This is a genomic window from Bacteroides fragilis NCTC 9343 (genome assembly GCF_000025985.1).
Taxonomy (GTDB): Bacteria; Bacteroidota; Bacteroidia; order Bacteroidales; family Bacteroidaceae; genus Bacteroides; species Bacteroides fragilis.
The window spans coordinates 1141599-1168077 of record NC_003228.3 but is presented as its reverse complement, the minus strand read 5'-3'; the positions used below and the strand labels follow the sequence as shown (position 1 = coordinate 1168077).

Genomic DNA, 26479 nt, shown 5'->3' with positions numbered 1-26479 from the left:
TCGAAACTTAAATAAAACGGTACTATGCTATTCAATGAACTACGCCTGCACGGCAAACTTGCAGCCAAACGACATCCGATGTACGAAAAGAATAAAATAGGCAAATACATCATGTATGCGTCCTTTATTTTCTGGGGTGCTTACTTTATATTTATTGGCATCGGTCTGGCAAAAGCCATCAGCACAGAAGTTCCCAATATGGAAGCCTATCATATTTTGAATAGTGGACTGATATTTGCGCTTGCCCTGGACTTTGTAATACGTTTCCCATTCCAAAAAACTCCTACACAAGAAGTAAAACCTTATCTGCTACTTCCGGTAAAACGAATCCGTATACTCGACTTTCTGCTTCTCCGCCACGGGCTCAGTTCTTTCAATCTTATCTGGCTGTTCCTGTTCGTGCCGTTCGCAGCACTCACAGTCTTTCCTTTTTATGGAATATCAGGAGTTCTCACTTACAGCATCGGCATTTGGTTACTGATGGTTTTCAACGGATATTGGTATCTGCTTTGCCGTACGCTGATTAACGAACATATTTGGTGGGTGGTACTTCCCATCGTTGTCTACAGTGGAATCGCCATCGCTATTTTTATTCCCAAAACGGGATTTATAAGTAACTTTTTCATGAACCTGGGAGAAGGTTATATCGAAGGAAATCTACTTGCTTACCTGGGTACATTGGCAGCCACTGTTCTGGTATGGTGTATCAACCGTAAAGTGATGACCGGTTTAATATACAACGAAATCAATAAAGTAGAAGACACAAAAGTAAAAACCGTATCCGAATACCGTTTCCTGGAACGCTTCGGAGAGGTAGGCGAATATATGCGTCTGGAATTGAAGATGCTTCTACGCAACAAACGCTGTAAGGCCTCACTCCGGTCGGTAGCAATGCTCGTAATCATCTTCTCTATCATACTGAGTTTCAGCAGTACGTATGACCACATGAAGAGTTTTGTCCAGGTATACTCCTTCCTTGGATTCGGTATGGTGATTCTGATACAACTTATGGGATTTGAAGGAAACTATATCGACGGACTGATGACTCGCAAAGAATCCATCAAAAGCCTGTTGACAGCCAAATATTATATCTATAGCTTGGCGGAAATCATTCCGCTGATCCTGCTGATACCGGCTTTTGTGATGGGAAAAGCCAGCCTGCTGGGTGCTGTCGCACTAATCTTTCTGACAACAGGTCCTGTCTATTGCATCTTGTTCCAACTGGCGGTATACAACCATAAAACCGTACCACTCAATGAAAGCATCACAGGCAAACAAAGTATGAATACCGGAATGCAGATGTTAATCAGTTTCGGACTTTTCATCGTACCAACCACACTCTATGGCACGCTCCCCATGCTGCTGGGACAAACATGGGCCTACATTGTCATATTAATCATCGGATTAGGCTTCACCTTGACCTCCCCTATGTGGATAAACAATGTATATGTCCGTTTCATGCAACGCCGTTACGAAAACATGGAAGGATTCAGAGACAGTAAATAACGATTCAACATTTATTTTATAGAAAAAGAATATGATTACCATACATAACCTCCGGAAAAACTTCGGAACCCAAACAGCCGTCGATATCGAGAATTATACAATCAATCAGGGAGAGATGGTCGGCCTGGTGGGTAACAATGGAGCCGGAAAAACAACTTTGTTCCGTTTAATGCTGGACCTGCTGAAAGCTGATACCGGTGAAATCATTATCAACGACATTCATGTGAACCAAAGCGAAGACTGGAAAAGTTTTACCGGTGCATTTATCGATGACGGATTCCTGATCAGTTACCTGACTCCGGAAGAATATTTCTATTTTATCGGTAAAATGTACGGACTCAAAAAAGAAGAAGTGGATGAACGCCTGATCCCCTTCGAACGTTTTATGAACGGGGAAGTATTGGGACAAAAGAAGTTTATCCGTAACTTCTCGGCGGGCAATAAGCAGAAGATCGGTATCGTGTCGGCCATGCTACATTATCCGAAACTGATCATTCTGGACGAACCGTTTAATTTTCTGGACCCAAGTTCACAATCCGTCATTAAACATCTGCTGAAAAAGTATAATGAGGAACATAATGCCACGGTCATTATTTCGAGCCATAACCTGAACCATACGGTGGATGTCTGTCCTCGTATTGCCGTGCTTGAGCATGGAGTCATTATCCGTGACCTTGTAAACGAAAACAATTCGGCAGAAAAAGAACTGGAAGATTATTTTAATGTAGAAGAAGAATGAATGTATGAAGAAATACCTTTTTAATCTGTTACTTTTCACCGTCCTAGTTATCGGCCTGAGTGGCTGCCGCACCTCTGCTCCCAAACTAGACTATAAGAAATTGGCCCGTGCTTCTGTACGCTTGGGCGTAGACATCGGAATGGAGGATAACCATAAACTCTACCTGGAAGCAGCCGAATGGATAGGTACCCCCTACCGGGGAGGCGGAGAGACCAAACGTGGCACAGACTGCTCGGGAATGACCTGCCAGATTTATAAAAAGGTATATCATATCAAACTGCAACGAAGCACAGACGGTCAGAAGAAAGAGAGCAGTAAAGTTGCCCGGCGAAATCTTCGGGAAGGTGATCTGGTATTTTTCAGTAGCCGGAAATCGCGCAGAAAAGTGGCACACGTGGGCATCTATCTCAAAGACGGAAAGTTTGTTCATGCCAGCACCAGCCAGGGAGTCATTGTCAGCAGTCTCAATGAACCCTATTACCGGACTCACTGGATATCGGGAGGCAGAGTACGCAAATAACCTTTATTGAAATAAAAAATTCACTATCTTTGCCGAAAATTCCGCAAATGAAATACACTGTTTATTTATTCGACTTTGACTATACACTGGCAGACTCTTCGCGTGGCATCGTAACCTGCTTCAGAAGCGTACTCGAGAGACATGGCTACACCGGTATCACTGATGATATGATCAAACGCACCATTGGGAAAACGCTTGAAGAATCGTTCAGCATCCTTACGGGAATTACTGACGCCGACCAACTGGAATCATTCAGACAAGAGTATTCCAAAGAGGCAGATATATACATGAATGCAAATACCATTCTTTTCCCGGATACTCTCCCCACGCTTACACACCTGAAAAAACAGGGAATCCGTATCGGAATCATTTCAACCAAATACCGATTCCGGATACTGAGTTTCCTGAGAAATCACATGCCGGATGATTGGTTTGACATCATTATCGGAGGTGAAGATGTGACACATCATAAACCCGATCCTGAAGGTTTGCTACTTGCCATCGACCGATTGAAGGCATGCCCCGAAGAAGTATTATACATCGGTGACAGTACAGTGGATGCAGGAACAGCCGCCGCTGCCGGAGTTTCTTTTACCGGTGTTACCAGCGGTATGACTACTGCCCAAGAGTTTCAGGCCTATCCCTACGACAGAATCATCAGTACTCTTGGCCAGCTAATCTCCGTTCCGGAAGACAAATCCGGCTGTCCGCTCTGAATAATCCAACCGGATGACATCCGTTCATCGAATAACAGTACAAAAAGAAAGTAAATATCTGTTTTTCATAACAGAGTCCTTGTCCGTTTCCGACACCCGGAGAGAAGAAAAAAGCCAAATGGAGACTTTAGAGGCCGAAAAGACGGGCTTCCGGGCTCGGAAAGCCTGACTTTTCGCAAAAAGAAGCAAGCATTTGGCCGAAAAGACGTAAGCATTCACCGAAAATGTCCTTATGTTTTGGAAATATCTCCTATTGTTTTCCCAAATATCTCCTATTGTTATTCCAAATCCGGTCTGAAAGGGACACTCCGTCTTCCGGTTGAACCGCAGGCAGAGCTTTCTGAAGTGACAAAAAAATCGGAATGCAATCCCATCCGAAGCACTTTCACCACCGACACGACTTTTTCCTTTCCTTGTGCGTACCATCAATCAAAAGCCCCAAGATATATGTCATCGGGAAAAACCTTCAGAACGCGTTTTTTTCACCCAGGCAAGCATCCCGTCCGAAATAAACGATTCTGAGGAGTTCCGATTATCAAAGTGACAAAATGAATAAAGTCACATCCCATTTAATAATCAACCTTCTAACTGCCCCTACCCGCAAGAAGAAAAAGAGCAAAATAACATACTGCAAACAAAAAAGAAAAAGAAAAACTTGTCCGAAACAAATAAAAGCAGTAATTTTGTGCCCTGATTATTCCGCACCGGGTTTGAGCAAGTGTTTTTTAAGTGATTAAAGACCACCCGACGGAGCTAACTTACATTTATTTATATAAGATGTACGCAATTGTAGAAATCAACGGTCAGCAATTTAAAGCTGAAGCTGGCCAAAAATTGTTCGTTCACCACATTCAGAATGCAGAGAACGGTGCAACAGTAGAATTTGACAAAGTTCTTTTGGTAGACAAAGACGGAAACGTTACTGTAGGTGCTCCTACTGTAGACGGTGCAAAAGTAGTTTGCCAGATTGTTTCAAGCCTGGTTAAAGGTGACAAAGTTCTTGTTTTCCACAAGAAAAGAAGAAAAGGTCACAGAAAGTTGAACGGTCACCGTCAGCAGTTCACAGAGTTAACAATCACAGAAGTAGTAGCTTAATCAATTTTAAAAGTAAGAAGAAATGGCACATAAGAAAGGTGTCGGTAGTTCTAAGAACGGCCGCGAATCACAGAGCAAAAGATTAGGCGTTAAGATATTTGGTGGCGAAGCTTGCAAAGCAGGTAACATCATCGTTCGTCAAAGAGGTACTGAATTCCACCCGGGTGAAAACATCGGTATGGGTAAGGACCACACTCTTTTCGCTTTAGTAGATGGAACTGTAAACTTCAAAGTAGGTAGAGAAGACAGAAGATATGTTTCTATCATCCCTGCTGAAGCAACAGAAGCATAAATTTCCGGAGTTTAAAGGAAATTGTAAGAAATTGAAGAAAGAGATGCAATCGGTTGATTGCGTCTCTTTTCTTTTTTATACAAGACGCACCCTCTTATCTTATTTTTATATATCTTTGTAAACTCAAAGAAGAAAGTTCATAAATAAAGTATAGATATGCTTACCATTAAACAAATTACAGAAAACACCGACGCGGTAATCCGCGGTCTGGAGAAAAAACACTTCAAAGGAGCCAAAGAAACAATTGCCCAAGTAATCGAAGTGAATGACAAAAGACGTAATACACAAAATCAATTAGATAAAAACCTGGCAGAGGTAAATTCACTTTCGAAAACGATCGGTCAGTTGATGAAAGAAGGCAAAAAGGAAGAAGCTGAAGTTGCAAAAGCCCGTGTAGCCGAGATAAAGGAGAGCAATAAAACACTGCAGGCCGACATGGACCAGGCTGCCAACGACATGCTGAATCTGCTGTATACCATTCCCAATATTCCCTATGACAGTGTGCCCGAAGGTGTTGGTGCCGAGGACAATGTAGTTGAGAAAATGGGAGGTATGGAAACTCAACTTCCCACAGATGCACTCCCCCATTGGGAACTGGCTAAGAAATACGACTTGATTGACTTTGATTTGGGTGTAAAAATAACCGGTGCAGGTTTTCCTGTTTACAAAGGCAAAGGAGCTCAACTGCAACGCGCACTGATTAACTTTTTCCTGGATGAAGCACGTAAATCCGGATATACCGAAATCATGCCTCCAACAGTTGTAAACGCTGCTTCCGGCTATGGAACCGGACAACTTCCGGATAAAGAAGGACAAATGTACCATTGCGAAGTAGACGATCTCTATCTGATTCCGACGGCTGAAGTTCCGGTAACTAATATCTACCGTGACGTCATTTTGGATGAAAAGCAACTTCCTATTAAAAACTGCGCTTATACACAATGCTTCCGTCGGGAAGCCGGCTCTTACGGTAAAGATGTACGCGGACTCAATCGCCTTCACGAATTCTCTAAAGTAGAATTGGTGCGTATCGACAAACCGGAGCACTCCCGTCAGTCACATCAGGAAATGCTGGATCATGTAGAAGGCCTGCTCCAGAAGCTGGAACTCCCTTACCGTATTCTCCGTCTCTGTGGTGGTGATATGAGTTTTACCGCTGCGCTTTGCTTTGATTTCGAAGTATATTCCGAAGCACAGAAGCGCTGGTTGGAAGTCAGCTCTGTATCTAACTTCGATACTTACCAAGCCAATCGATTAAAATGCCGCTATCGTAGCGGAGAAAAGAAAACCGAACTTTGCCACACACTGAACGGATCGGCACTGGCATTGCCCCGCATCGTAGCAGCCTTGCTGGAAAACCATCAGACTCCGGAGGGTATCCGGATTCCGAAAGCATTGGTTCCCTACTGCGGATTTGACATGATCGACTGACATAGAAGAAAAGATAAAAGAGGGTGTGCTAAACTCGTATTCACCACAGAATTGCACGGATTTACATAGATAGACAACATTGGTTATCAGCATATTAAAAAACGTTCTGTGTAAATCTGTGTTATCTGTAGCGAGTTATGACACCCCCTTCTTTTTTGTAATAAAACACACTTTTTACTAACCTCAAAACTCCTATTTTATGAGCTCTACTCAAAAAAACTTTGCTCTGCCGTTAGCATTTATCGGCATCATGTTCTTCGCCATCGGATTCGCATTAGGAATCAATTCTGTACTTATTCCGGTATTACAAGGTTCTTTAGGCATCACTTCAGCCGAATCTTACCTGATAATCGCTGCCACTTTCGTACCTTTCCTCATCTTCGGCTATCCGGCTTCGATGACTATCAAAGCTATCGGATACAAACACACCATGGCACTTTCGTTTGCCATGTTCGCTGTAGCTTTCGGTTTGTACATTCCATCGGCCAGCCAGGAGAGTTTTCCTCTTTTTCTGGTAGCCTCTTTTGTCAGCGGCACGGCAAACGCATTCTTACAAGCATCTGTTAACCCCTATATTACTATTCTCGGCCCATTGGACAGTGCAGCCAAACGTATCAGCATCATGGGCATCTGTAATAAGTTAGCATGGCCAATTCCTCCTTTGTTCCTCGCTTTCCTGATAGGCAAGGAAGTGAGCGACATTACCGTATCGGACTTATTCACTCCCTTTTATGTTATTATTGCAGCATTTATTATATTAGGCATCATCTCACTGATGGCTCCGCTGCCTGAAGTAAAAGCAGCCGGCGAGGACGACAGTGAAGGAGGTGCCGAGGCATGTCCGTATGCAGCCAGCAAAACCTCAGTATGGCAATTTCCGCACCTTTTGCTGGGATGTCTTGCCCTCTTCCTCTACGTAGGCGTAGAAACGGTTTCACTGGGAACCCTCGTTGACTATGCCAACAGCCTGCATTTGGAGAATGCCGCAGCTTATGCCTGGATTGCTCCGATCGGTATTGTGATCGGATATATCTGCGGTATCATCTTTATACCCAAATACATCAATCAGGCTACAGCATTAAAAATATGCTCAATCCTCGCCATTGCCGGTTCAATTCTGGTAGTACTCACCCCGGCTGACATCTCAATCTATTTCATTGCATTCATAGCACTGGGTTGCTCACTGATGTGGCCCGCACTGTGGCCACTTGCCATGGCAGATTTAGGTAAGTTCACCAAAGCCGGCTCTTCTCTGTTGATTATGGCTATGGCCGGAGGTGCTGTCATCCCTACTCTGTTCGGATACATAAAAGACATAGCGGGAGCACAAAATGCTTATTGGATTTGTCTCCCATGTTTCCTCTTCATTCTTTATTATGGAATGGCCGGATATAAAATCAGAACAAAATAAAACAAACTGATTTACACTGATAATAAAGCCATCCCCTCAAAAGGATGGCTTTTCTTTTGTTTTTTACAAATTAGCAGTATCTTTGCACACTAAGAACATTCTGATAGCAATTACGTAATAAATCCAACAAATTAATTAGATAATGAACAAAATCATTAGCAAAGAACACTTTTCGGAGAAAGTATTCAAACTTGTCATTGAAGCTCCGTTGATAGCAAAATCACGCAAAGCAGGTCATTTCGTGATTGTGCGTGTCGGTGAAAAGGGAGAACGGATGCCACTGACCATTGCAGCCGCCGACCCGAAGGCAGGAACGATCACCCTGGTTGTTCAGGAAGTAGGGCTCTCTTCTACCCGCCTTTGCGAACTAAACGAAGGAGACTATATCACCGACGTAGTAGGTCCATTGGGACAAGCTACCCACATTGAAAACTTCGGAACAGTAGTATGTGCCGGAGGTGGCGTAGGTGTAGCTCCGATGCTACCCATCGTACAGGCCCTGAAGGCAGCCGGAAACCGTGTGATCACCGTACTGGCAGGACGTAGCAAAGAACTGATCATTCTTGAAAAAGAAATGCGTGAAAGTTCGGACGAAGTGATCATAATGACCGATGACGGATCATACGGTCGCAAAGGCTTGGTTACCGAAGGAGTAGAAGAAGTAATCAAACGGGAGAAAGTGAACAAATGTTTTGCTATCGGCCCGGCTATCATGATGAAATTTGTTTGTTTGCTGACGAAGAAATATGAAATTCCGACAGAAGTATCATTAAATACAATTATGGTGGATGGCACCGGAATGTGCGGCGCCTGCCGTATTACTATCGGAGGAAAGACCAAATTCGTATGTGTCGACGGTCCGGAATTTGACGGTCACCAAGTGGACTTCGATGAAATGTTGAAGCGCATGGGAGCTTTCAAAACCATCGAACGTGAAGAGTTGCATAAACTCGATGAATGTGAAGCAACCAAAGTCATAGACGAAAACGGACGTACAGCCCCTTGGCGCGAAGCACTCCGTAAAGCTATCAAAGCTAAAGACCGTGCGAACATTGAACGCTGCCAAATGAACGAACTCGATCCGGAATACCGGTCACACAGCCGTAAAGAAGAAGTCAATCAAGGGCTGACTAAAGAGCAGGCAGTTGCGGAGGCACAGCGCTGTCTGGATTGTGCCAACCCAGGCTGTATGACAGGTTGCCCGGTAGGCATCGACATTCCCCGTTTCATCAAGAACATAGAACGTGGAGAATTCCTTGAAGCAGCCAAAACACTGAAAGAGACCAGTGCCCTGCCTGCCGTATGTGGTCGTGTATGTCCGCAGGAAAAACAATGCGAATCAAAATGTATCCATCTGAAAATGGGCAAAGAAGCCGTAGCCATTGGTCACCTGGAAAGATTTGCTGCCGACTACGAACGAGAAAGCGGACAAATCTCCGTACCTGAAGTAGGCGAGAAAAACGGTATCAAAGTGGCTGTTATCGGTTCCGGTCCTGCCGGACTATCCTTTGCAGGGGATATGGCCAAATATGGATATGATGTAACGGTATTCGAGGCGCTACATGAAATTGGCGGTGTACTGAAATATGGTATTCCCGAATTCCGTCTACCCAACAAAATAGTAGACGTCGAGATTGAGAACCTTGCCAAAATGGGAGTTACATTCATCAAAGACTGCATTGTAGGGAAAACGATCAGCGTAGAACAGTTGGAAGAAGAAGGTTTTAAGGGAATTTTTGTAGCCTCAGGAGCCGGACTTCCCAACTTTATGAACATCCCGGGTGAGAACTCGATCAACATCATGTCTTCCAACGAATATCTGACTCGTGTAAATCTGATGGATGCAGCCAGTCCCGATTCCGATACTCCGGTAGCCTTCGGAAAGAACGTAGCTGTAATTGGTGGCGGCAACACTGCCATGGACTCTGTCCGTACAGCCAAACGTCTTGGAGCCGAACGGGCTATGATCATCTATCGCCGTTCAGAAGAAGAAATGCCAGCACGTCTGGAAGAAGTGAAACATGCCAAAGAAGAAGGTATAGAGTTCCTGACCTTACACAACCCAATCGAATATCTGGCAGACGAGCAAGGACGTGTCAAACAAGTAATCTTGCAAAAGATGGAATTGGGTGAACCGGATGCCTCCGGACGACGTAGCCCCGTCCCCATCCCAGGAGCAACAGAAACCGTTGATATCGATCTCGCCATTGTCAGTGTCGGGGTATCTCCCAATCCTATCGTCCCCAGTTCTATCAAAGGTCTGGAATTGGGCCGTAAAGGAACAATCACTGTTAACGATCAGATGCAATCGTCTATTCCCACTATTTATGCGGGAGGAGATATTGTACGCGGAGGAGCTACTGTCATCCTTGCCATGGGAGACGGACGCCGTGCCGCAGCAGCAATGAACGAACAATTGAGTTCCAAGTAGAAGTATAAAGTCGGGGGGATGTTCAAAACTCGTATTCACCACAGAGTATGTGGTGAGTTATGGACACCCTCCTAACAATTTATTCTCCGGACCGGATATTCACAATAATCGATCCTAATAAAAAATCCCTGCTAAATTGGATAATTAGCAGGGATTTTCATATTCCACAATTGAACGATTTCTTACTTCACTACACTATTTGTAGCCGGATCCGGAAAAATAACAGTCGGCTTAAACGACTTAGCTTCCTCAAAATCCATCAACGCATACGACATAATGATCACAATATCATCCGGTTGTACTTTACGGGCCGCAGCGCCATTCAAGCAGATTTTACCTGATCCGCGTTCACCTTTGATAATGTAGGTCTCAAAACGCTCGCCGTTATTATTGTCGGCAATGTACACCTTCTCACCGGCAATCATATTAGCTGCATCCAATAGATTCTCATCAATCGTAATACTACCCATATAATTCAGATTGGCTTCCGTGACACGGGCACAATGAATTTTTGACTTCAACACTTCAATCATCATAAGGGGTTCGTCTTTTTTAAGTTTAAGATTCTTTGTATTTAATATTATCAATCAGTCTGACATCACCGCAGAACACTGTTATACAGCCCACTACATACGATGTTTGGTTCCAATTATCAACCTTCTGCAAAGTGTTTCCGTCTACTATCTCAAAATATTCCAGACGCAATCCCGGAACAGCAGCAATAGCATCTTCCACAAACTTCAGCGTTTCACTCACTGTGTGAGTGGCTGCAAAGGTACGACTTTTAAATAAGGTCTGAGATATTTTTAATGCATTTTCACGTTCTTCTGCCGACAGACGCGCATTCCGGCTGCTCAGAGCCAAACCATCTTCTTCACGAACAATAGGACAACCTACTATTTCAAGATCAAACTGCATCTGACGAACCATCTCACGGATGATAGCCAATTGCTGAAAATCTTTCTCACCAAAGTATGCACGATGTGGTTTCACCGCTTCGAACAGTTTACTTACTATCTGGCATACTCCATTAAAGTGTCCCGGACGGAAAGCCCCCTCCATTACAGTATCCAAAGGAGCATAACTGAATTGGCGGGTATCCGGTTCCGGATACATCTCTTCCACCGAAGGAGCAAAAGCATAAGTCGCTCCACAAGCCTCGAGCAATTTACAATCGGCATCCAGTGTGCGAGGATACTTAACAAGATCATTTTTATCATTAAACTGGGTAGGGTTCACAAAAACACTTACCACCGTTACTTCATTCTCGTTTACACTACGCTTTACAAGAGATGCGTGCCCTGCATGCAAAGCACCCATAGTAGGCACCAACCCCACCTTTTTACCCTGGGCTTTCAAAACCGAAAGTTCAGCCTGCAAGTCCTTGATCGTATGTATTACTTTCATTTTAATTGGTTTATGATTCTTAGTTGTTTGAAAAACGGTGCAAAATAAACCATAATTTACCATATAAAGAAGAAATATCGTAAATTAATGCAAAAGAAGACGAAGGATAGTCCTAAGCAACAGGACGGTTTATCACTGAAAAACAAGCACTTAACAATTCATAAGGAATTATACCGCCAGAGAACTTGCTTTAATGCCCGTTTTTTTTTATATCTTTGCAGAATATTTACGAGAACGATTGTTATTATGACAAAGGCTAACAAGGTTTTATTTATTACACAAGAGATTACTCCTTACGTTTCAGAATCCGAGATGGCCAATATAGGCAGACATCTACCACAAGCTATCCAGGAAAAAGGCAGAGAAATCAGAACATTTATGCCCAAATGGGGGAATATCAACGAACGCAGAAATCAATTGCATGAAGTGATACGTCTTTCCGGCATGAACCTGATCATCGACGACACCGACCATCCACTTATTATCAAAGTAGCTTCTATCCAGTCAGCACGTATGCAGGTTTATTTCATCGATAACGATGATTATTTTCAGAACCGGCTGCAGACAGCTGATGAAAATGGGGTTGAATACGATGATAATGATAGCCGGGCTATCTTCTATGCCAGAGGAGTGCTGGAAACGGTAAAGAAATTGCGTTGGTGTCCGGACGTTATTCACTGTCATGGCTGGATGACGGCATTAGCCCCTTTGTATATAAAGAAAGCGTATAAAGACGAACCTTCGTTCCGCGATGCAAAAGTAGTATTCTCCGTATACGAAGATGATTTCAAAGGTACATTCAACAATGACTTTGCAAGCAAACTGATGCTAAAGGGTATTAATAAAAAAGATGTAGCTACCCTGAAAGATCCGGTAGATTATGCTACACTTTGCAAATTAGCTGTCGATTACTCGGACGGAATAGTACAGAATAGTGAACATGTAAATGAAGATGTCATGAACTACGCGCGTCAATCGGGCAAATTGGTTCTTGACTATCAAGCTCCCGATGCTCTTGCAGATGCTTGCAACAGTTTCTACGATCAAGTGTGGGAAGCTGAACAAAAATAAATAAGAACCTAGATACGACGATCATGAAAGCAAAATATGTATGGGTAGCACTGCTTGCCTTGACTTTCTTCGGATGCGATGATAATACAGGTACTATCGGATGGGATATGCTTCCGGATAGCGACCAAAATATCAATGGAAGATATACGACTTACGAGTTAACTACGAATTCCGACCTATCAGGTCCTGTTTTTGCCAAAACCAGCGTAGGTTATGTGGGAAAATTCACTGATAAAGAATTCGGAGAATACGAAGCCAGTTTCCTCGCACAGTTGAATAGTCCGGATGGAATTTCTTTTCCTTCGGTCTACGATCCGGAAACTAATCCCAAAGGGGTAATGGCAGGAGACTCTATTCACACCGCTGAATTGATCTTATACTATAAAAGTTATTTTGGAGACTCTATCAATCCATGCCGAATGACTGTTTATGAACTGGACGAAAACTTGACCCAGAACTATTATACAGACATCGATCCATTGAAGTATTACAATCCAAACAACTTACTCGCACGAAAAGCCTACACAGCTGTTGACCAATCACTCAGCGATTCCATCAGAAACTCAGATGACTTTTATCCTAATGTCCGTCTAACTTCTGAAGAGATCACCAAACTAGGTAAACGTATCTATCGTTTGAACAGAGATCACCCTGAATATTTTAAAACTTCGGAAGCATTTATTAATAACGTATTCAAAGGTATTTATGCCAAGAATGACTATGGTAACGGAACGATTCTTTATGTTGACCAGATCAACCTGAATGTTGTAATCCGATGCCACGAAAAAGACAGCTTGGGAAATAATCTGAAGAAAAAAAATGGTGCTGACTCTTTGTACTACACAACCCGTACTTTCGCTACAACCAAGGAAGTAATTCAAGCCAATAAGTTTGTTAATTCTGAAAAACTAAACGAAATCGCTAAAAAGACAGACTGTACTTATTTGAAGTCTCCGGCCGGTATCTTCACACAAGCTACATTGCCGATCAATAAGATTTATGAAGAATTAAGCCATGACACCATTAATGCAGTGAAACTGACTTTCAATAGCTACAACCAACCGGACAATGGAAAATTTAGTATGAAAGCACCTACATATGTGTTACTTTTACGTGAGAAAGAACGGCAAAGTTTCTTCGAAGAGAACAAACTTACAGATAACATCACTTCTTATCTGGCCGTGCACAATGCTATTATTTCCAATAAACCTACAACCAATCAGTATGTGTTTACCAACTTGACTCGCTTGATTAATGCATGCGTCAACGAAAAGCAGGAAGCCAAGAAAAAAGCAGGAGACAGTTGGAACGAAGCAGCTTGGGAAGCAGCAAATCCGGATTGGAATAAAGTGGTACTTATCCCGGTACTGGTACAGTATGATAGCTCTTCCAATAAGAATATGATCAGCATCCAGCACGATCTACAACCGGGATACGTAAAACTGGAAGGTGGTCCGGACGGTACGAAACTGAAGTTAGAAGTAACTTATACCAACTTCAACGGTAAGCAGTAACAAAATATTCTCAGTATATAATACAATTAAGGCGATGTAAATAAAGAATCATTTACATCGCCTTAATTTTTATGGTCTCATTCTCCTTATGTTTTATGTAAAAAATAACAAGATGTGGCAAACTAAAGCAGAGACGCCTCTTTCTCCATAAAATAGAAAGAGGTTGTCTCCAAAGTCTGCTCCTTACCTTTTCAACTCACTGCTTGTAAATCTACAAAGAAATATCATTTAAAAAATTTGGACTATTACCCTTCTTATCAAGAGATAAGGGTCATTTTATGCCTTTTACTTTTAAACTGTAAATAACAGTAAGGGGCTATCCAACTTTTTTGGACAGCCCCTTTCCACCGCTTTAGTTTACGCTAAAGCATGTTCTTGAATCATATTAATCTTCTTTTTTTGCCGTTGCTTTCTTTGCAGCAGGTTTCTTCGCAGCGGCCTTTTTAGGTGCAGCTTTGGGTTCGGCCTTTACTGTTTTTGCAGCCTTTTCCGCTTTTGCCTGCAACCTATCAACCTCCTTATGTAATTCGGCGATCTCTTCTCCCTGGTTCTTGATAGTTGTCAACAATGAATTCAACTCTTCATTATCGATATCCTCAGGATAGAGAGAATTTACACGTTTAATGAAATCCCCCAAGATATTCATATAGTTAGTAAAGGCATCATAAGGAGAATCATAAATACCACGATTCAGCCACACACCGGTATTCTTGGTCGTCATAAAACGGAAGTTATTGCTGGCTTGCAGATAATCCCAATCCTGCTTGATACGACGATCATCGCAAAGGTGTACACGTTCAGCCACACTGTATAATTTGCTGAAAGCTTCACGCTGCAAAACATTACCCAGCCAGCTGCTCGTATCTCTTTCTTCGTCTACCCACGACATTGGATATGGTACATCCAATTGGGAAACAGATTTCAATTTCGAAATAATCTCCGATGGGGTAGAGAAAGTAATGCCCTTTTCTTTTGCACAATAAGGAAGTGCCTTCAAGAACTCCAAAATATTGGACGATAATGGCTGCGCCATACCCAATGCTTTCAGTTCCATAAAGATATTGATCACTTGTTCTTCTTGTGGTAAAGCATCAATCCAACCGATAAACTTATCGGCAAATAAAGGATACTCACTCCAATCAGAGTTAGAGAAGCGCAAACTGATATCATCCGATAACTTGAAGTCTCTTAATAACAATTTCAGACTGGGAGCCTGATTGCAATGATACACGTAATGCGGACTCTTCCAACCCAAAACGTGTTTAGCACCTTCGGTCAGCATGCCTTTAAAACCCATGCTAGCCACCGTAGCACCTATTTCATCCGAATAAATCAAGCTGGAGTTACGAAACACTTTCGGAGCTTTACCAAACATCTGTTTCATCTTTTCGCTCTGACGCATTACCTCTTCACGGAAACAGTCTTCATTGGCCAATGATGATAAGCCATGAGAGTATGGCTCTGCCAGAAATTCACAGCAACCCGTATCGTTTAATATATGTAACAGGTCAATTACGGCAGGTGCATGAATTTCGAGCTGTTCCAATGCTACTCCCGAAATAGAAAGGGCTACTTTAAATGCTCCTCCGGAATTCTTCACCATTTCAATCAATGTATTGAGAGCCGGAATATAAGAACGTTCGGCAACCTCATTAATACCTGTCTCATTGGCATAATCATCATAGTAATAATGGTCGGCACCAATGTCGAAGAAGCGGTAACGTTTCAGATGAATAATTTGATGTATCTCAAAATAAAGACAGATTGTTCTCATATCTATATTGTTTTATTGTTTTCCATAATTTTTTATAACCTCGTCGTAGATGCCGCGAACCTTGTAGCCTACGTTCTCCCACTTTATTTCGTCCACCTCTTTCTTACCTTCATCACGGAGATACTCGTACATAGCCGGATAGGTACAGATAGAATAAATAGCATCTGCCATAGCGTGGATATCCCAGTAATCGGTCTTGATACATTTTTCCAAGATCTCGGCACAACCAGATTGTTTGGAAATAATGCTTGGTACGCTACACTGCATAGCCTCCAACGGAGAAATACCAAAAGGTTCGGATACCGAAGGCATAATGTATACATCACTGGCCTTCAAGACTTCATATACTTGTTTCCCTTTCATGAATCCCGGAAAATGGAAACGATCGGCAATGCCTCTTTCAGCTGCCAAACGGATCATCTGATCCATCATATCACCACTACCGGCCATCACAAAACGTACATTCCGCGTACGCTGCAATACCATCGCAGCTGCCTCTACAAAATACTCAGGACCTTTTTGCATTGTAATACGTCCCAAGAAGGTAACCACCTTTTCTTTCGGGTTCTTATTAGGTACAATATCCTGTATCTCTTGCGAAAGAGGAGAAACTGCATTGTGCACAGTTGATACTTTCTTCGGATCCTGGAAATATTTATGGATTACTGTTTGACGAGTTAATTCACTCACACACATAATATGATCGGCATGATCCATACCATTTTTCTCAATGGCATAAACTGTGGGGTTCACATTACCACGACTACGGTCAAAGTCAGTAGCATGTACGTGAATCACCAATGGTTTGCCCGATACCTGTTTTGCATGAATACCGGCCGGATAAGTCAACCAGTCATGTGAGTGTATAATTTCAAACTCCTGTTGCCGTGCTATAACTCCTGCAACAATTGAGTAGTTATTGATTTCCTCATGTAAGTTATCCGGATAACGCCCTGAAAATTCAATGCATCCCAGATCATTTGCATTCAGATAATTGAAATCAGCATAAATATGATCGCGCAAGTCAAAATATAATTGAGGATCCATGTAAGAGCCTACACGCCCTTTGACATATTCCCAATCTACATCCCTCCACACAATCGGTGTACTGTTCATACCGATTATTCTCAGAAAACTCTGGTCTTCGTCACCCCAAGGCTTGGGAATACAAAATGTAATCTCCATATCCTCTTGTTGAGACATACCTTTTGTCAAACCATAGCTGGCAGTTCCTAAACCTCCTAAGATATGCGGGGGGAACTCCCATCCAAACATTAAAACTTTCATCTTCGTCCCTCCTCCTATAAATTATATTTAGACAACAGCTTCAAGATACGTAAAATCTCCGCCACATTCATTGCAAACGATACTGCTCCACGCCCTTTAAAAGGTGGATTTCCGTCGAACAATTCCGGCAACGAACCAACACAGTGGCTGGTCATCTCGTCTTCAAGTCCAATCAACTGACGCTCTACAAACGAAATTCCACTCATCTTATAGATTCGCAGATACGCCTCCATGTAGAATCCCATCAGCCATGGCCAAGCCGTACCCTGATGATAAGCATAGTCTCTCTGGATTTGAGGACCTACATAATTCGGATTATATCCGCCGCTCTTCGGACTCAATGTTCGGAGTCCCTTCGGAGTAAGTAATTCCTTCGTCACAATATCGAGTACTTGTTTCTTTTGCACCCGGTCAAGAGGAGAATAATCGAAGGCAACCGTAAATATCATGTTGGGGCGTACGCTCCAATCCATCATATTTCCGTCTACATAATCCAACAGATAACCATATTCATTACGAAAGACTTCCACAAAAGACTTTCCAGTTACCTCAGCCTGTGCATCCAGTGAATCTGCCAGCAATCCATTACCGCCTTCACGAACTAAGTCGGCAATAAAACGCAAGGCATTATACCACAAAGCATTTATCTCTACGATATAACCTGTACGCGGAATAACCGGACGTCCGTTAACCGTGGAATTCATCCATGTGATCGCCCTATCTGCACCATTGGCATACAACAACCCGTTTTCGTGCAAGAACAGATTATCATGTTTGCGCTGACGAATAAAATCGATGATTTCTTCTAACAAAGAACCATATTTGGCACGACATTGTTCACGACTTGTTTCCTTTGCATATTGTTGCAGAGCCCATACGGCCCATAATAATACGTCAGGATCATCCATCTCGTAGATTTTACAGCCTATCGGTTCACCTTTAATGTAGTTATTGATCGCTTTGCGGGCAGTTTCCATCACGTCTTCAAATTCACCTATCTCATCTACAGCAAGCGTCAATCCGGGCAGCGATACAAACATATCCCGGGCACGACATTTAAACCAAGGATATCCGGCCAAAATATAATGGTCCTCTTCCTGCTTGTTATGGAATTGATGGGCGGAATTCTTTAAACAATGATAGAAACTATCACGTGGCGTACGGTCGGCAACTTCCGCCTCAAAAGTTTGTTTCAATCTGCGGGGAGAAATTTCAGAAATACCGGCAGAGAAAATTATACTTTCTCCTTTCTTTATATCGACTTCAAAATATCCGGGAACATAAAGGTCTTCATTGAAATCATATCCTCTCTCCTGTTCTTTCGGATATTCAATTCCTCTATACCAATTCGGTTCATAATGGAATTCGTTTTTCTTATTCAACTGCATGAACAATTCCGGATAGCCCGGATACATGCAAGTCTTAATGCCGTTTTCTACTAACTGGTAGTCACGACTCGCCTGCGAATTCTCGTGGGTATATTCGCGTACACTACGGAAAGCAAGGAACGGACGAAAACGAAGAGTGGTAGCTGAGTGTGCATCGACCAAGGTATAACGGATCAGAATCCGGTTCTCATGATGTACAAAGATTTTCTCTTTGCGAAGTATGACTCCTCCCACACGGTAAGTTGTTGCCGGAATATGTTCACAGTCAAACTCACGGATATACTTATGTCCATTGGGGCTAAAGTGATTTCCTTGATATTTATGCAATCCCAGGTTAAACTCAGCACCGTGTTGAATTACCGTTTCATCCAAAGAAGATAGCAGCACATGATTTTCATCGTCCAGATTGGGTACGGGAATCACCAGCAATCCATGATATTTGCGTGTGTTACAATCTACAATCGTTGTACAATGATAAGCTCCTGATTTGTTCGTCCGGAGAATCTCCCTTGGTAAAGATTCCTCAAGATTTATCATCAGGGTCTTGTCAAAATGTAAATAACTCATAGTTGTGCATTATTTAAAGGTTAATTATTTCGGTTATCATAGTATATAATATAAGTATGATGCCCAAAAATACGAATTAAAGGTAAATAACAAAATAAAAAGGGACTTTATTTTTTATTTTCAGGGCAAATATTCGTAGCATTGTATAAAATTTAAAGAAATATGCTAATATGAGGCCAGAAATTCGACAAATCCTGCTGACAATGGTACTTCCGCTGTTTCTAATTTTTATCCTCTACATGATAAAGGTTTTAGAGATAGGTATGGACTGGGACTTTACCAGTTTAGGAGTATACCCTTTGTCAAAAAAAGGTATGTTTGGTATTTTCACTCATCCTCTTATACATAGCAGCTTCAAACATTTATTGACCAACACTTTACCACTATTCTTCCTTTCATGGTGTCTTTTTTACTTTTACAGAAGCATAGCTCCCTCTATTTTTCTTATAATCTGGATAGGATGTGGAGCCATTACATTCCTTATCGGCAAGCCTGCCTGGCATATCGGCGCCAGCGGTATTATCTATGGGCTGGCTTTCTTTCTTTTCTTCAGCGGACTGTTACGAAAATATATCCCCTTGATTGCCATATCTCTATTAGTTACCTTTCTCTATGGAGGTCTTATATGGAATATGCTCCCCTATTTTACACCATCCGGCATTTCGTGGGAAGGGCATTTAAGCGGAGCTATCATAGGTACCATCTGTGCTTTTTCTTTTATGGGTTACGGCCCGCAAAAGCCGGACCCTTTCGCAAATGAACAAGAAGAGGAATCCGTCTCAGCAACAGATGAAACAGATAATATCGAAATGGATAAAGAAGAAGAACACGAAATCGATGCAGAATAGACTCATCTTACATTATCACAATGTAACAAATGGCAGGTTACTTCTGCAATGCGGCAATCAATAATGTGATATTTGCAGTAAACAGCCTGACAGAAATAGCCAACAAAATGATACCGAAAAACTTACGGATAATATAGATGCCACCTTTCCCCAGAAAACGCTCCACACGCCCTGTCATACTAACGACAAAATAAACCCATAGCATATTCAGGATCAAAGCAATTACAATATTGATACTGGCATACTCGGCCCGTAATGAAAGTAGTGTAGTAAATGCACCGGCACCGGCCAACAACGGGAATACTAAAGGCACCAGCGTTGCCTCTTTTATCGGCCCCTGATTCTTAAAAATTTCCACATCTAAGATCATTTCCAGTGACATCAGGAAAATGACAAATGCGCCTGCAACAGCAAAAGATTCAATATCTACATGAAACAGTTTCAACATAAAGTCACCCGCATAGAAAAAGCCAATCATCAGTGCAAACGAAATAACGGTTGCTTTCGTAGCATTTACGTCCTTCCCTTTCTCTTTCAGATTGATGATAATAGGAATAGAACCAATGATATCAATCACAGCAAAAAGTACGATAAACGCACTGACCATCTGTTGAAAATTAAAGTTTGCAAACATGACTTTCTCCTTTTTTGTGCAAATATACTTCATTTTTATGCATTCCGCAAGAGATTGTTTTATGTAATCACTACCATCTTTAAGAAATAATAAAAAAAACAAAAAGATAGGGAGGATGGTTTCAGCCAACCCCTATAATCGTTACATTTGCTTTCAAATTAGAAGATTACGATATATGGAAACCATGTTCGACACCTTGTTGCAACTCCCCCTTTTTCAGGGACTTTGTCATGAGGATTTCACTAATATATTAGAAAAAGTAAAACTTCACTTCACTCGTCACAAACCCGGAGAACCATTGATAAAAAGTGGTGAGGTCTGTGATCAGTTACTTTTCTTGCTAAAAGGCAGGCTCTCTTCCGTCACCGTATCGGAAGACGACACGCTGACTGTTATTGAATATTTCGAAGCTCCTGCCGTATTAGAGCCTTACTCCATGTTTGGAATGAATACCCGGTATATATCTTCCTATATTCCGCATAATGAAGAAGCGCAAATGGTAAGTATCAGTAAATCGTTTGTCATGGGCGAGTTGTTCAAATATGATATTTTTCGTCTTAACTATATGAACATCGTCAGCAATCGTGCGCAAAATCTCTATACACGCTTATGGGATAAAGCTCCCAAAGACATTGAAGACAAAATAATCCGTTTCATTTTGGGACACATTGAGAGAATGACAGGTGAGAAGTTGTTCAAGGTAAAAATGGATGATTTGGCCCGCATGTTGGACGACACCCGCCTGAATGTATCAAAAGCTCTCAACGGACTGCAAGAATTAAATTTGTTGGAACTTCACCGGAAAGAAATCCGCATACCCGATTTATCACTCCTGACAGAATGGAACGAGAAACGATAAATTTTCGGTAGTCTATCGGTCATTCTGTTCCATATTAGTCATCACTCTCACAGAATCTACTCTACAGGCATTGTGTCCCAGCAAACGATAAACAACAATTTGCCTGTCGAGTCTCTGATAAACAAGTCCCGATCCTTTTAAAACCTTTTCCATTACCTTTTGAATGGGTTCTTCCGTAACACAAATACTGATTTCCTCATGAATCTCGTTGTCGATATCGCAGGACCATGCAAAGACAAAATCACTTTTTTGCTCGATTTCATCAAAAATCCGGATCATCGGTATACGTTTCAGACTAAAAGAAAATTTCCAGTCCGGCATCTTGCCGTCCTCCGACGGTAAAGCTGCCCCGTTACAGCACATAATGAAAATAAAACCAAACAATACTCTATATTTTATTCTCTGTCTATCAATGTTTTCAGTTCTTACTATACGTTCTCTTTTCATGCTTTGTTCCAGTTGTTATAATACTTAGTTTCAGGCCATTGCATCCCTTCCCGGAGGGCATAATCATGCTTCCCGGCTCTGATACGTAGTCGTGTGTGTAAGTTAGAGGAAGGATATCACTCTATCCTTTTCGTGGGGGTTGTGTGTGCGTATGTCATAGTGTTCAGTGTCATTCCATAGGCTCTACCATTTTATGGGTTCTCAGATATAAAAATAGTCCGTTCTTCTTTCCTGTAATCAGTAGAATACAGCAATGATATAGTTGTCAATACATTATCTATATTATCGGATAAATAAATTTTTCCTGAACACTTCCTACCGGTCAGCCGCTTCTTATCGCCGAAGCTAAACGATAGATTATAATATCTCCCTATCCGGTTCAGTACATCCATGATATTGGCATCATCCAATTCCAGATAGCCTTCTTTCCAACAAGTATATCTGGACGCACTCACTTTTCTTTTTTCAAATCGCTTGCCATCATAAAGCACTTTTTCGTTTGTCTTCATGCGTATTTCAGGACCGGATTCCGGACGGAATCCGACTATTCCATCTACAAGTACACACGAAGGAGTCGGTTCATCTTCATAAGCCGATATATTGAAACGCGTTCCATATACCTGTATATCAAAATGGGCCGTATGCACGATAAACGGTTTTTTACTATCTGCCGTAACTTCGGCATACATTTCACCCTTCAAGCTTACTTCCCGTTTCTCTCCCGAGAAATGAGTAGGAAACTTAAATACCGAACCGGAATTCAGCCAGATTTCCGTTCCATCTTCCAGTTTAACCTTCGATCGTTTACCATAAGGAACCACCAGTTCATTAACCTCGTCCTGTTCCATTCTGATTCGCTTCTGCCCGCTATTAGGATGATATACCATAGCTGATCCATCCTTGCTCAAGAGCAATTGCACGTTTTGCCGGAACGAAGTTATGCTATCACCGCTAACCAGACGAATATCTTCCGACTTCAAAGGTTGCCAGACAATCTCCGCTTTTTTTTCGACAACAGACGGCACAGGTTCCACTCTCTCATAATGATTCAGATAAGCAACAATTCCTAATGCAATAATGACGCATACGGATACACCATAATAAGCTACCCTCCTGACCGTTCTTTTCCGACGTAACATACGCAGCGAAACATGGATTCGCTGACGCAGGCGTTCATAGTCATCTTTCGAGAGGTGTTCTTGATTCATCCGAACGCTCTTGAATTTTAACCACTGGAAGAACTTTTCTTCGTCTTTCAAAGGATCAATATGTCTGCTATCCCGCTTCGTTTTTTCCATTCAGAACAGGTGCTTTAAGAGTTTAATAACACTATTGTCTGCATAGAACACGAACGGGCGCAGGTTTCATGCCCACTTTTCCCGAATAAAATTTAAAATGGTGCCTTATTTAACCAACATTAATAGAAAGTAAGAGATAGAAGAGCACTAATGTGTTATTGTGCTTCAGTTTAAGTAAGGTCCGATAGAGCAATTTACGACAGGCAGGAACACTAATTTGCATAATCTCTGCAATTTCCTCATAAGAACATTCCTGCATATAACGTAAATAAATAATCTCGCGCTGGCGTTCGGTAAGTATACTCAGAATCTCGTCAACTTTCTGTGATACTTCCGCCTGCTCTTCCGCTGCGATTATTTCATCCTCTACGGTAATTTTGATTTTATATGGAAGTTCATCGGTAATCTCACCGGTAAGAACCTCCGAGTAGTTTCGTTTGAGTTTATAGGTGTCAATCAACTGGTTTCGCAGGGCACGCAACAAGTAAAATTTAGGATTCTGTATCTCCTGCACTTCTCTTTCGCGGATACATACCCTGCAAAACACATCATGAATGGCATCCATCGCTGTCTGTTTGTCAAACCCGAATCCCAAAGCATACGAAAACAAGTCGTCAACATAGTCCTTATAAAGACTATCAACCGTATGTTTCGCTCTCTCTTCTTCCAGGTTTTTTTTCTTTGGCAGCATTGTATAAAGTTTGTAAATGATAAATTTAGCTTTTCAGGGCCTGTATGATATCGTCCAACAAGTCATCAGCCCGCTCCAGCCCCACCGAAAGGCGAATGGTTTTCTGGCTGACATCCATACCTCGACGCTGATCCTCGGTAAACGAACCGTAGATTGTACTTGCCGGATGGATAGCTAACGTTTTATTATCAAATAAGTTCGTTGCCCTACGTATGATTCTCAACCGATTTATGAAACGAAAACATATCTTACGCGACGGAAGATCAAACGTCAACATCGCTCCCGGAAGAGAACCAAACTGGCGGGTACTCAATTCATAAAACGGATTAGATTCCAATCCGGTATAGTTCACCGACTCAATCTCTGGCAGTTCTTGCAAACATTGTGCCAGTTTCAGGCAGGTTTCTGCCTGACGAGCAAACCGTACTTCCATCGTTTCAAGTCCGAGTGTCTGCATATAAGCCACCTGCGGGGTCATATATGCTCCAAGATTACGGTGAACCTCTTTTCTGAGTTTGACAGTAAAAGCCTCCTTCCCGGTATCTGCACTCAGAGCAGCCAACTTAGCGGAATGCTCCCAGTCAAAAGTGCCGTAATCTATAATCAGTCCTCCTATACAGGTAGCTCCTCCCGAAATATATTTCGTACTGGACACAATCTCGATATCAACTCCGAAGTCTGTCGCATGGAATACATGGAAAGGAATCGCTGTCGTATCTGCCAGCAACGGTACTCCGGCCTTATGTGCTATGTCGGCAAGAGCCTTCAGATCGGCCACTTCCAACTGCGGATTGGTAATAACTTCCAAAAAAAGCGCACAAGTATCTCCATCAATCTGTTGCTTCACTTCTTCGGGACATGTCAGGTCACAGAAGCGTACTTCTACCCCAAAAGCTTCCAATGTACTTTTCAGGAATGAATAGGTATTGCCAAATAAATGTGTCGAAGTCACCACATTAGCTCCCGCGCTTGCCAGTGTGATCAAAGCATTGCTTATCGCAGCCATCCCGGAGTTCAAAGCTGTCACACTCAGCGCTCCGGTCACTCTTTGCACACGCTGCTCAAAGTACTGTACCGTAGGATTTGTTATGCGTGAATAAGCATGCCCGGCTTTCTGCCCACAGAAAGCAGCTTCCATCTCTTCTGCAGTCTCAAATTCGTAGGCAGCGGTGTGGTACACCGGCATTGAAAGAGAATGATATGCATCCTCTTTTTCAAAAGGAGTATGCAATATTTGTGTCTCAAAACTATTTTTTTTCATCCTGAAAGTCTTTTTATATAAATTCCACAAATTATGCTATTGTGTCATGCTTCAACTCGTATGCCTCCTTTATCTGATCCAGTGCCTGTCTTAGCACACTCCGCGGACAAGCCACATTAAGCCGCATAAATCCCTCGCCTTCCTTACCGAACATAGCGCCATCGTTTAATGCCAGATGTGCACCGTCAACAAAAAAGTCAACTAATTCTTTCTGCGAAACACCCATACCGCGACAGTCCAGAAAAATCAGATAAGAAGCTTGAGGACGAATCATCCGGATTGCGGGAATATGTGTTTTTAAATATTCATCTGTAAAATCAATATTCTCCTGAATATATTCCAATGCCTGATCCAGCCACTCCGTTCCATTGCTATACGCGGCAGCCACTCCAAGATATGCAAATAAATGGCCTTCACTAAATTCACTGGCTTCCATATAAGTCTGAAAACGATGACGAATGGCCTCATCTTCTATAATGCAGTACGAACTGGCAAGTCCCGGCATGTTGAAAGCTTTACTGGGAGACATAAACACAAGTGAATTCCGTCGAGCCTTTTCCGATACCAATGCAAACGTAGGATGCGTGTATCCCGGCAATGTCAGATCGGCATGAATTTCATCCGAGATGACCAATACTTGATTATCAAAACAAATCTCTGCTATCTCGGCCAACTCCTCCCGAGTCCAGACACGCCCTCCCGGATTATGAGGGTTACTCAAAATCAACATTTTACAGCCCTTTACATCAGCACGGAAGCGTTCAAAGTCAATCTGATATTGCCCGTCTTTCAGCAATAACGGACTGTAGACTACCTCCCTGTGGTTGTGTTCTGTCACCAGAAAGAAAGGATGATAAACAGGAGGCATCACCATCACTTTGTCCCCCGGAGCCGTAAAACATTGCAGGGCAAAAGCCAATCCACGCACAATACCCGGCGTAAACGTCAGCATCTCCCGGGTAACATTCCACCCGTGACGTTCTTTCTGCCAATTGATAATGGATGTATACCAAGCTTCGCAAGCGAAAGTATACCCCAATACTTCATGATCCAATCTCCGACGGATAGCCTCTATCACAAAAGGAGGAGTACGGAAATCCATATCGGCCACCCACATCGGAAGCAGGTCGCTCCGTCCCCAACGTTCCGATACTGCGTCATACTTCACCGAGTCTGTTCCCCGGCGCTCTATCACTTCATCAAAGTTATATTTCATATAGGGTTCTATTTTTAGGTTCAGCCTGCAAATGTACAATTCATCTGTTTCATAATGAAACCAAATGAGCTATTTT

Annotated in this window: 24 protein-coding genes; 13 read left to right on the top strand and 11 right to left on the bottom strand. The window is 42.4% G+C overall.

Features of this window, described 5'->3' with window-relative positions:
• Positions 1 to 24 precede the first annotated feature (24 nt).
• From BF9343_RS04405 to BF9343_RS04365, 9 genes are all read left to right on the top strand, one after another.
• Positions 25 to 1506 carry a DUF5687 family protein gene (locus BF9343_RS04405; RefSeq protein WP_010992244.1) on the top strand — a complete coding sequence of 494 codons (1482 nt, stop codon included), beginning with the start codon at positions 25 to 27 and terminating at the stop codon, positions 1504 to 1506.
• Positions 1507 to 1537: 31 nt separating this feature from the next.
• Positions 1538 to 2245, top strand: coding sequence for an ABC transporter ATP-binding protein (locus tag BF9343_RS04400; protein WP_005785344.1), 708 nt, complete (start codon positions 1538 to 1540; stop codon positions 2243 to 2245).
• A 4-nt stretch (positions 2246 to 2249) separates the two neighbouring features.
• A complete protein-coding gene (locus BF9343_RS04395) occupies positions 2250 to 2765 on the top strand; it encodes a C40 family peptidase (RefSeq protein ID WP_010992243.1) in 516 nt (171 codons plus the stop codon).
• A gap of 47 nt (positions 2766 to 2812) precedes the next feature.
• Positions 2813 to 3481 carry an HAD family hydrolase gene (locus BF9343_RS04390; RefSeq protein WP_008767992.1) on the top strand — a complete coding sequence of 223 codons (669 nt, stop codon included), beginning with the start codon at positions 2813 to 2815 and terminating at the stop codon, positions 3479 to 3481.
• Positions 3482 to 4258: 777 nt separating this feature from the next.
• Positions 4259 to 4576, top strand: coding sequence for a 50S ribosomal protein L21 (gene rplU / locus BF9343_RS04385; RefSeq protein WP_005775748.1), 318 nt, complete (start codon positions 4259 to 4261; stop codon positions 4574 to 4576).
• Positions 4577 to 4598: 22 nt separating this feature from the next.
• Positions 4599 to 4868 carry a 50S ribosomal protein L27 gene (gene rpmA / locus BF9343_RS04380; RefSeq protein ID WP_005785336.1) on the top strand — a complete coding sequence of 90 codons (270 nt, stop codon included), beginning with the start codon at positions 4599 to 4601 and terminating at the stop codon, positions 4866 to 4868.
• 156 nt (positions 4869 to 5024) lie between these two features.
• Positions 5025 to 6299, top strand: a complete 1275-nt coding sequence (serS, locus tag BF9343_RS04375; protein WP_005785334.1) for a serine--tRNA ligase — start codon at positions 5025 to 5027, stop codon at positions 6297 to 6299.
• 199 nt (positions 6300 to 6498) lie between these two features.
• Positions 6499 to 7710: a glucose/galactose MFS transporter gene (gene gluP / locus BF9343_RS04370; RefSeq protein WP_005785331.1), complete on the top strand. Its 1212-nt coding sequence runs from the start codon at positions 6499 to 6501 to the stop codon at positions 7708 to 7710.
• 142 nt (positions 7711 to 7852) lie between these two features.
• Positions 7853 to 10141, top strand: a complete 2289-nt coding sequence (locus tag BF9343_RS04365; protein WP_009291680.1) for a bifunctional dihydroorotate dehydrogenase B NAD binding subunit/NADPH-dependent glutamate synthase — start codon at positions 7853 to 7855, stop codon at positions 10139 to 10141.
• Between the two features lie 182 nt (positions 10142 to 10323).
• On the opposite strand, the gene panD is transcribed toward BF9343_RS04365, so the two are convergent.
• Positions 10324 to 10677 carry an aspartate 1-decarboxylase gene (panD, locus tag BF9343_RS04360; protein WP_005785327.1) on the bottom strand — a complete coding sequence of 118 codons (354 nt, stop codon included), beginning with the start codon at positions 10675 to 10677 and terminating at the stop codon, positions 10324 to 10326.
• A gap of 22 nt (positions 10678 to 10699) precedes the next feature.
• Entirely contained in the window at positions 10700 to 11548 is an 849-nt protein-coding gene (gene panC, locus BF9343_RS04355; protein ID WP_005785326.1) for a pantoate--beta-alanine ligase, read from the bottom strand.
• Positions 11549 to 11794: 246 nt separating this feature from the next.
• On the opposite strand from panC, the gene BF9343_RS04350 reads away from it, so the two are divergent.
• Positions 11795 to 12619, top strand: coding sequence for a glycogen/starch synthase (locus BF9343_RS04350; RefSeq protein WP_008767986.1), 825 nt, complete (start codon positions 11795 to 11797; stop codon positions 12617 to 12619).
• 23 nt (positions 12620 to 12642) lie between these two features.
• The gene (locus BF9343_RS04345) at positions 12643 to 14133 is read left to right on the top strand and encodes a DUF4270 domain-containing protein (RefSeq protein WP_005785323.1); all 1491 of its coding nucleotides are present in this window, start codon (positions 12643 to 12645) and stop codon (positions 14131 to 14133) included.
• Between the two features lie 385 nt (positions 14134 to 14518).
• Here BF9343_RS04345 and BF9343_RS04340 read toward each other — a convergent pair whose 3' ends face one another.
• The 3 genes from BF9343_RS04340 to BF9343_RS04330 are packed head-to-tail and all read right to left on the bottom strand — an operon-like array spanning position 14519 to position 19149.
• Positions 14519 to 15907 (bottom strand): glycoside hydrolase family 57 protein, encoded by a 1389-nt coding sequence (locus BF9343_RS04340; RefSeq protein WP_005785317.1) that lies wholly within the window; start codon positions 15905 to 15907, stop codon positions 14519 to 14521.
• Between the two features lie 12 nt (positions 15908 to 15919).
• Complete coding sequence (locus BF9343_RS04335; protein WP_008767983.1) at positions 15920 to 17194, bottom strand: glycosyltransferase family 4 protein; 1275 nt, start codon at positions 17192 to 17194, stop codon at positions 15920 to 15922.
• Between the two features lie 14 nt (positions 17195 to 17208).
• Positions 17209 to 19149 carry a glycogen debranching enzyme N-terminal domain-containing protein gene (locus BF9343_RS04330; protein WP_005785313.1) on the bottom strand — a complete coding sequence of 647 codons (1941 nt, stop codon included), beginning with the start codon at positions 19147 to 19149 and terminating at the stop codon, positions 17209 to 17211.
• Between the two features lie 170 nt (positions 19150 to 19319).
• Here BF9343_RS04330 and BF9343_RS04325 point away from each other — a divergent pair, with 170 nt between their 5' ends.
• Positions 19320 to 19997 carry a rhomboid family intramembrane serine protease gene (locus BF9343_RS04325; RefSeq protein WP_009291678.1) on the top strand — a complete coding sequence of 226 codons (678 nt, stop codon included), beginning with the start codon at positions 19320 to 19322 and terminating at the stop codon, positions 19995 to 19997.
• 37 nt (positions 19998 to 20034) lie between these two features.
• Here BF9343_RS04325 and BF9343_RS04320 read toward each other — a convergent pair whose 3' ends face one another.
• Positions 20035 to 20631 carry a MarC family protein gene (locus BF9343_RS04320; RefSeq protein WP_005775732.1) on the bottom strand — a complete coding sequence of 199 codons (597 nt, stop codon included), beginning with the start codon at positions 20629 to 20631 and terminating at the stop codon, positions 20035 to 20037.
• Positions 20632 to 20746: 115 nt separating this feature from the next.
• Here BF9343_RS04320 and BF9343_RS04315 point away from each other — a divergent pair, with 115 nt between their 5' ends.
• Positions 20747 to 21490 carry a Crp/Fnr family transcriptional regulator gene (locus BF9343_RS04315; protein WP_005813083.1) on the top strand — a complete coding sequence of 248 codons (744 nt, stop codon included), beginning with the start codon at positions 20747 to 20749 and terminating at the stop codon, positions 21488 to 21490.
• 12 nt (positions 21491 to 21502) lie between these two features.
• Here the strand turns inward: BF9343_RS04315 and BF9343_RS04310 are convergent, their stop codons facing one another.
• From BF9343_RS04310 to BF9343_RS04290, 5 genes are all read right to left on the bottom strand, one after another.
• Positions 21503 to 21937: an STN domain-containing protein gene (locus BF9343_RS04310; protein WP_005785307.1), complete on the bottom strand. Its 435-nt coding sequence runs from the start codon at positions 21935 to 21937 to the stop codon at positions 21503 to 21505.
• Positions 21938 to 22128: 191 nt separating this feature from the next.
• Positions 22129 to 23235, bottom strand: a complete 1107-nt coding sequence (locus tag BF9343_RS04305) for a FecR family protein (RefSeq protein ID WP_010992241.1) — start codon at positions 23233 to 23235, stop codon at positions 22129 to 22131.
• A 109-nt stretch (positions 23236 to 23344) separates the two neighbouring features.
• On the bottom strand, positions 23345 to 23926 hold the full coding sequence (locus tag BF9343_RS04300) for an RNA polymerase sigma factor (RefSeq protein WP_005795958.1): 582 nt from the start codon (positions 23924 to 23926) through the stop codon (positions 23345 to 23347).
• Positions 23927 to 23951: 25 nt separating this feature from the next.
• Positions 23952 to 25187: a PLP-dependent transferase gene (locus tag BF9343_RS04295; protein ID WP_010992240.1), complete on the bottom strand. Its 1236-nt coding sequence runs from the start codon at positions 25185 to 25187 to the stop codon at positions 23952 to 23954.
• Positions 25188 to 25218: 31 nt separating this feature from the next.
• On the bottom strand, positions 25219 to 26403 hold the full coding sequence (locus tag BF9343_RS04290; protein ID WP_005795962.1) for a MalY/PatB family protein: 1185 nt from the start codon (positions 26401 to 26403) through the stop codon (positions 25219 to 25221).
• Between the last annotated feature and the right edge of the window lie 76 nt (positions 26404 to 26479).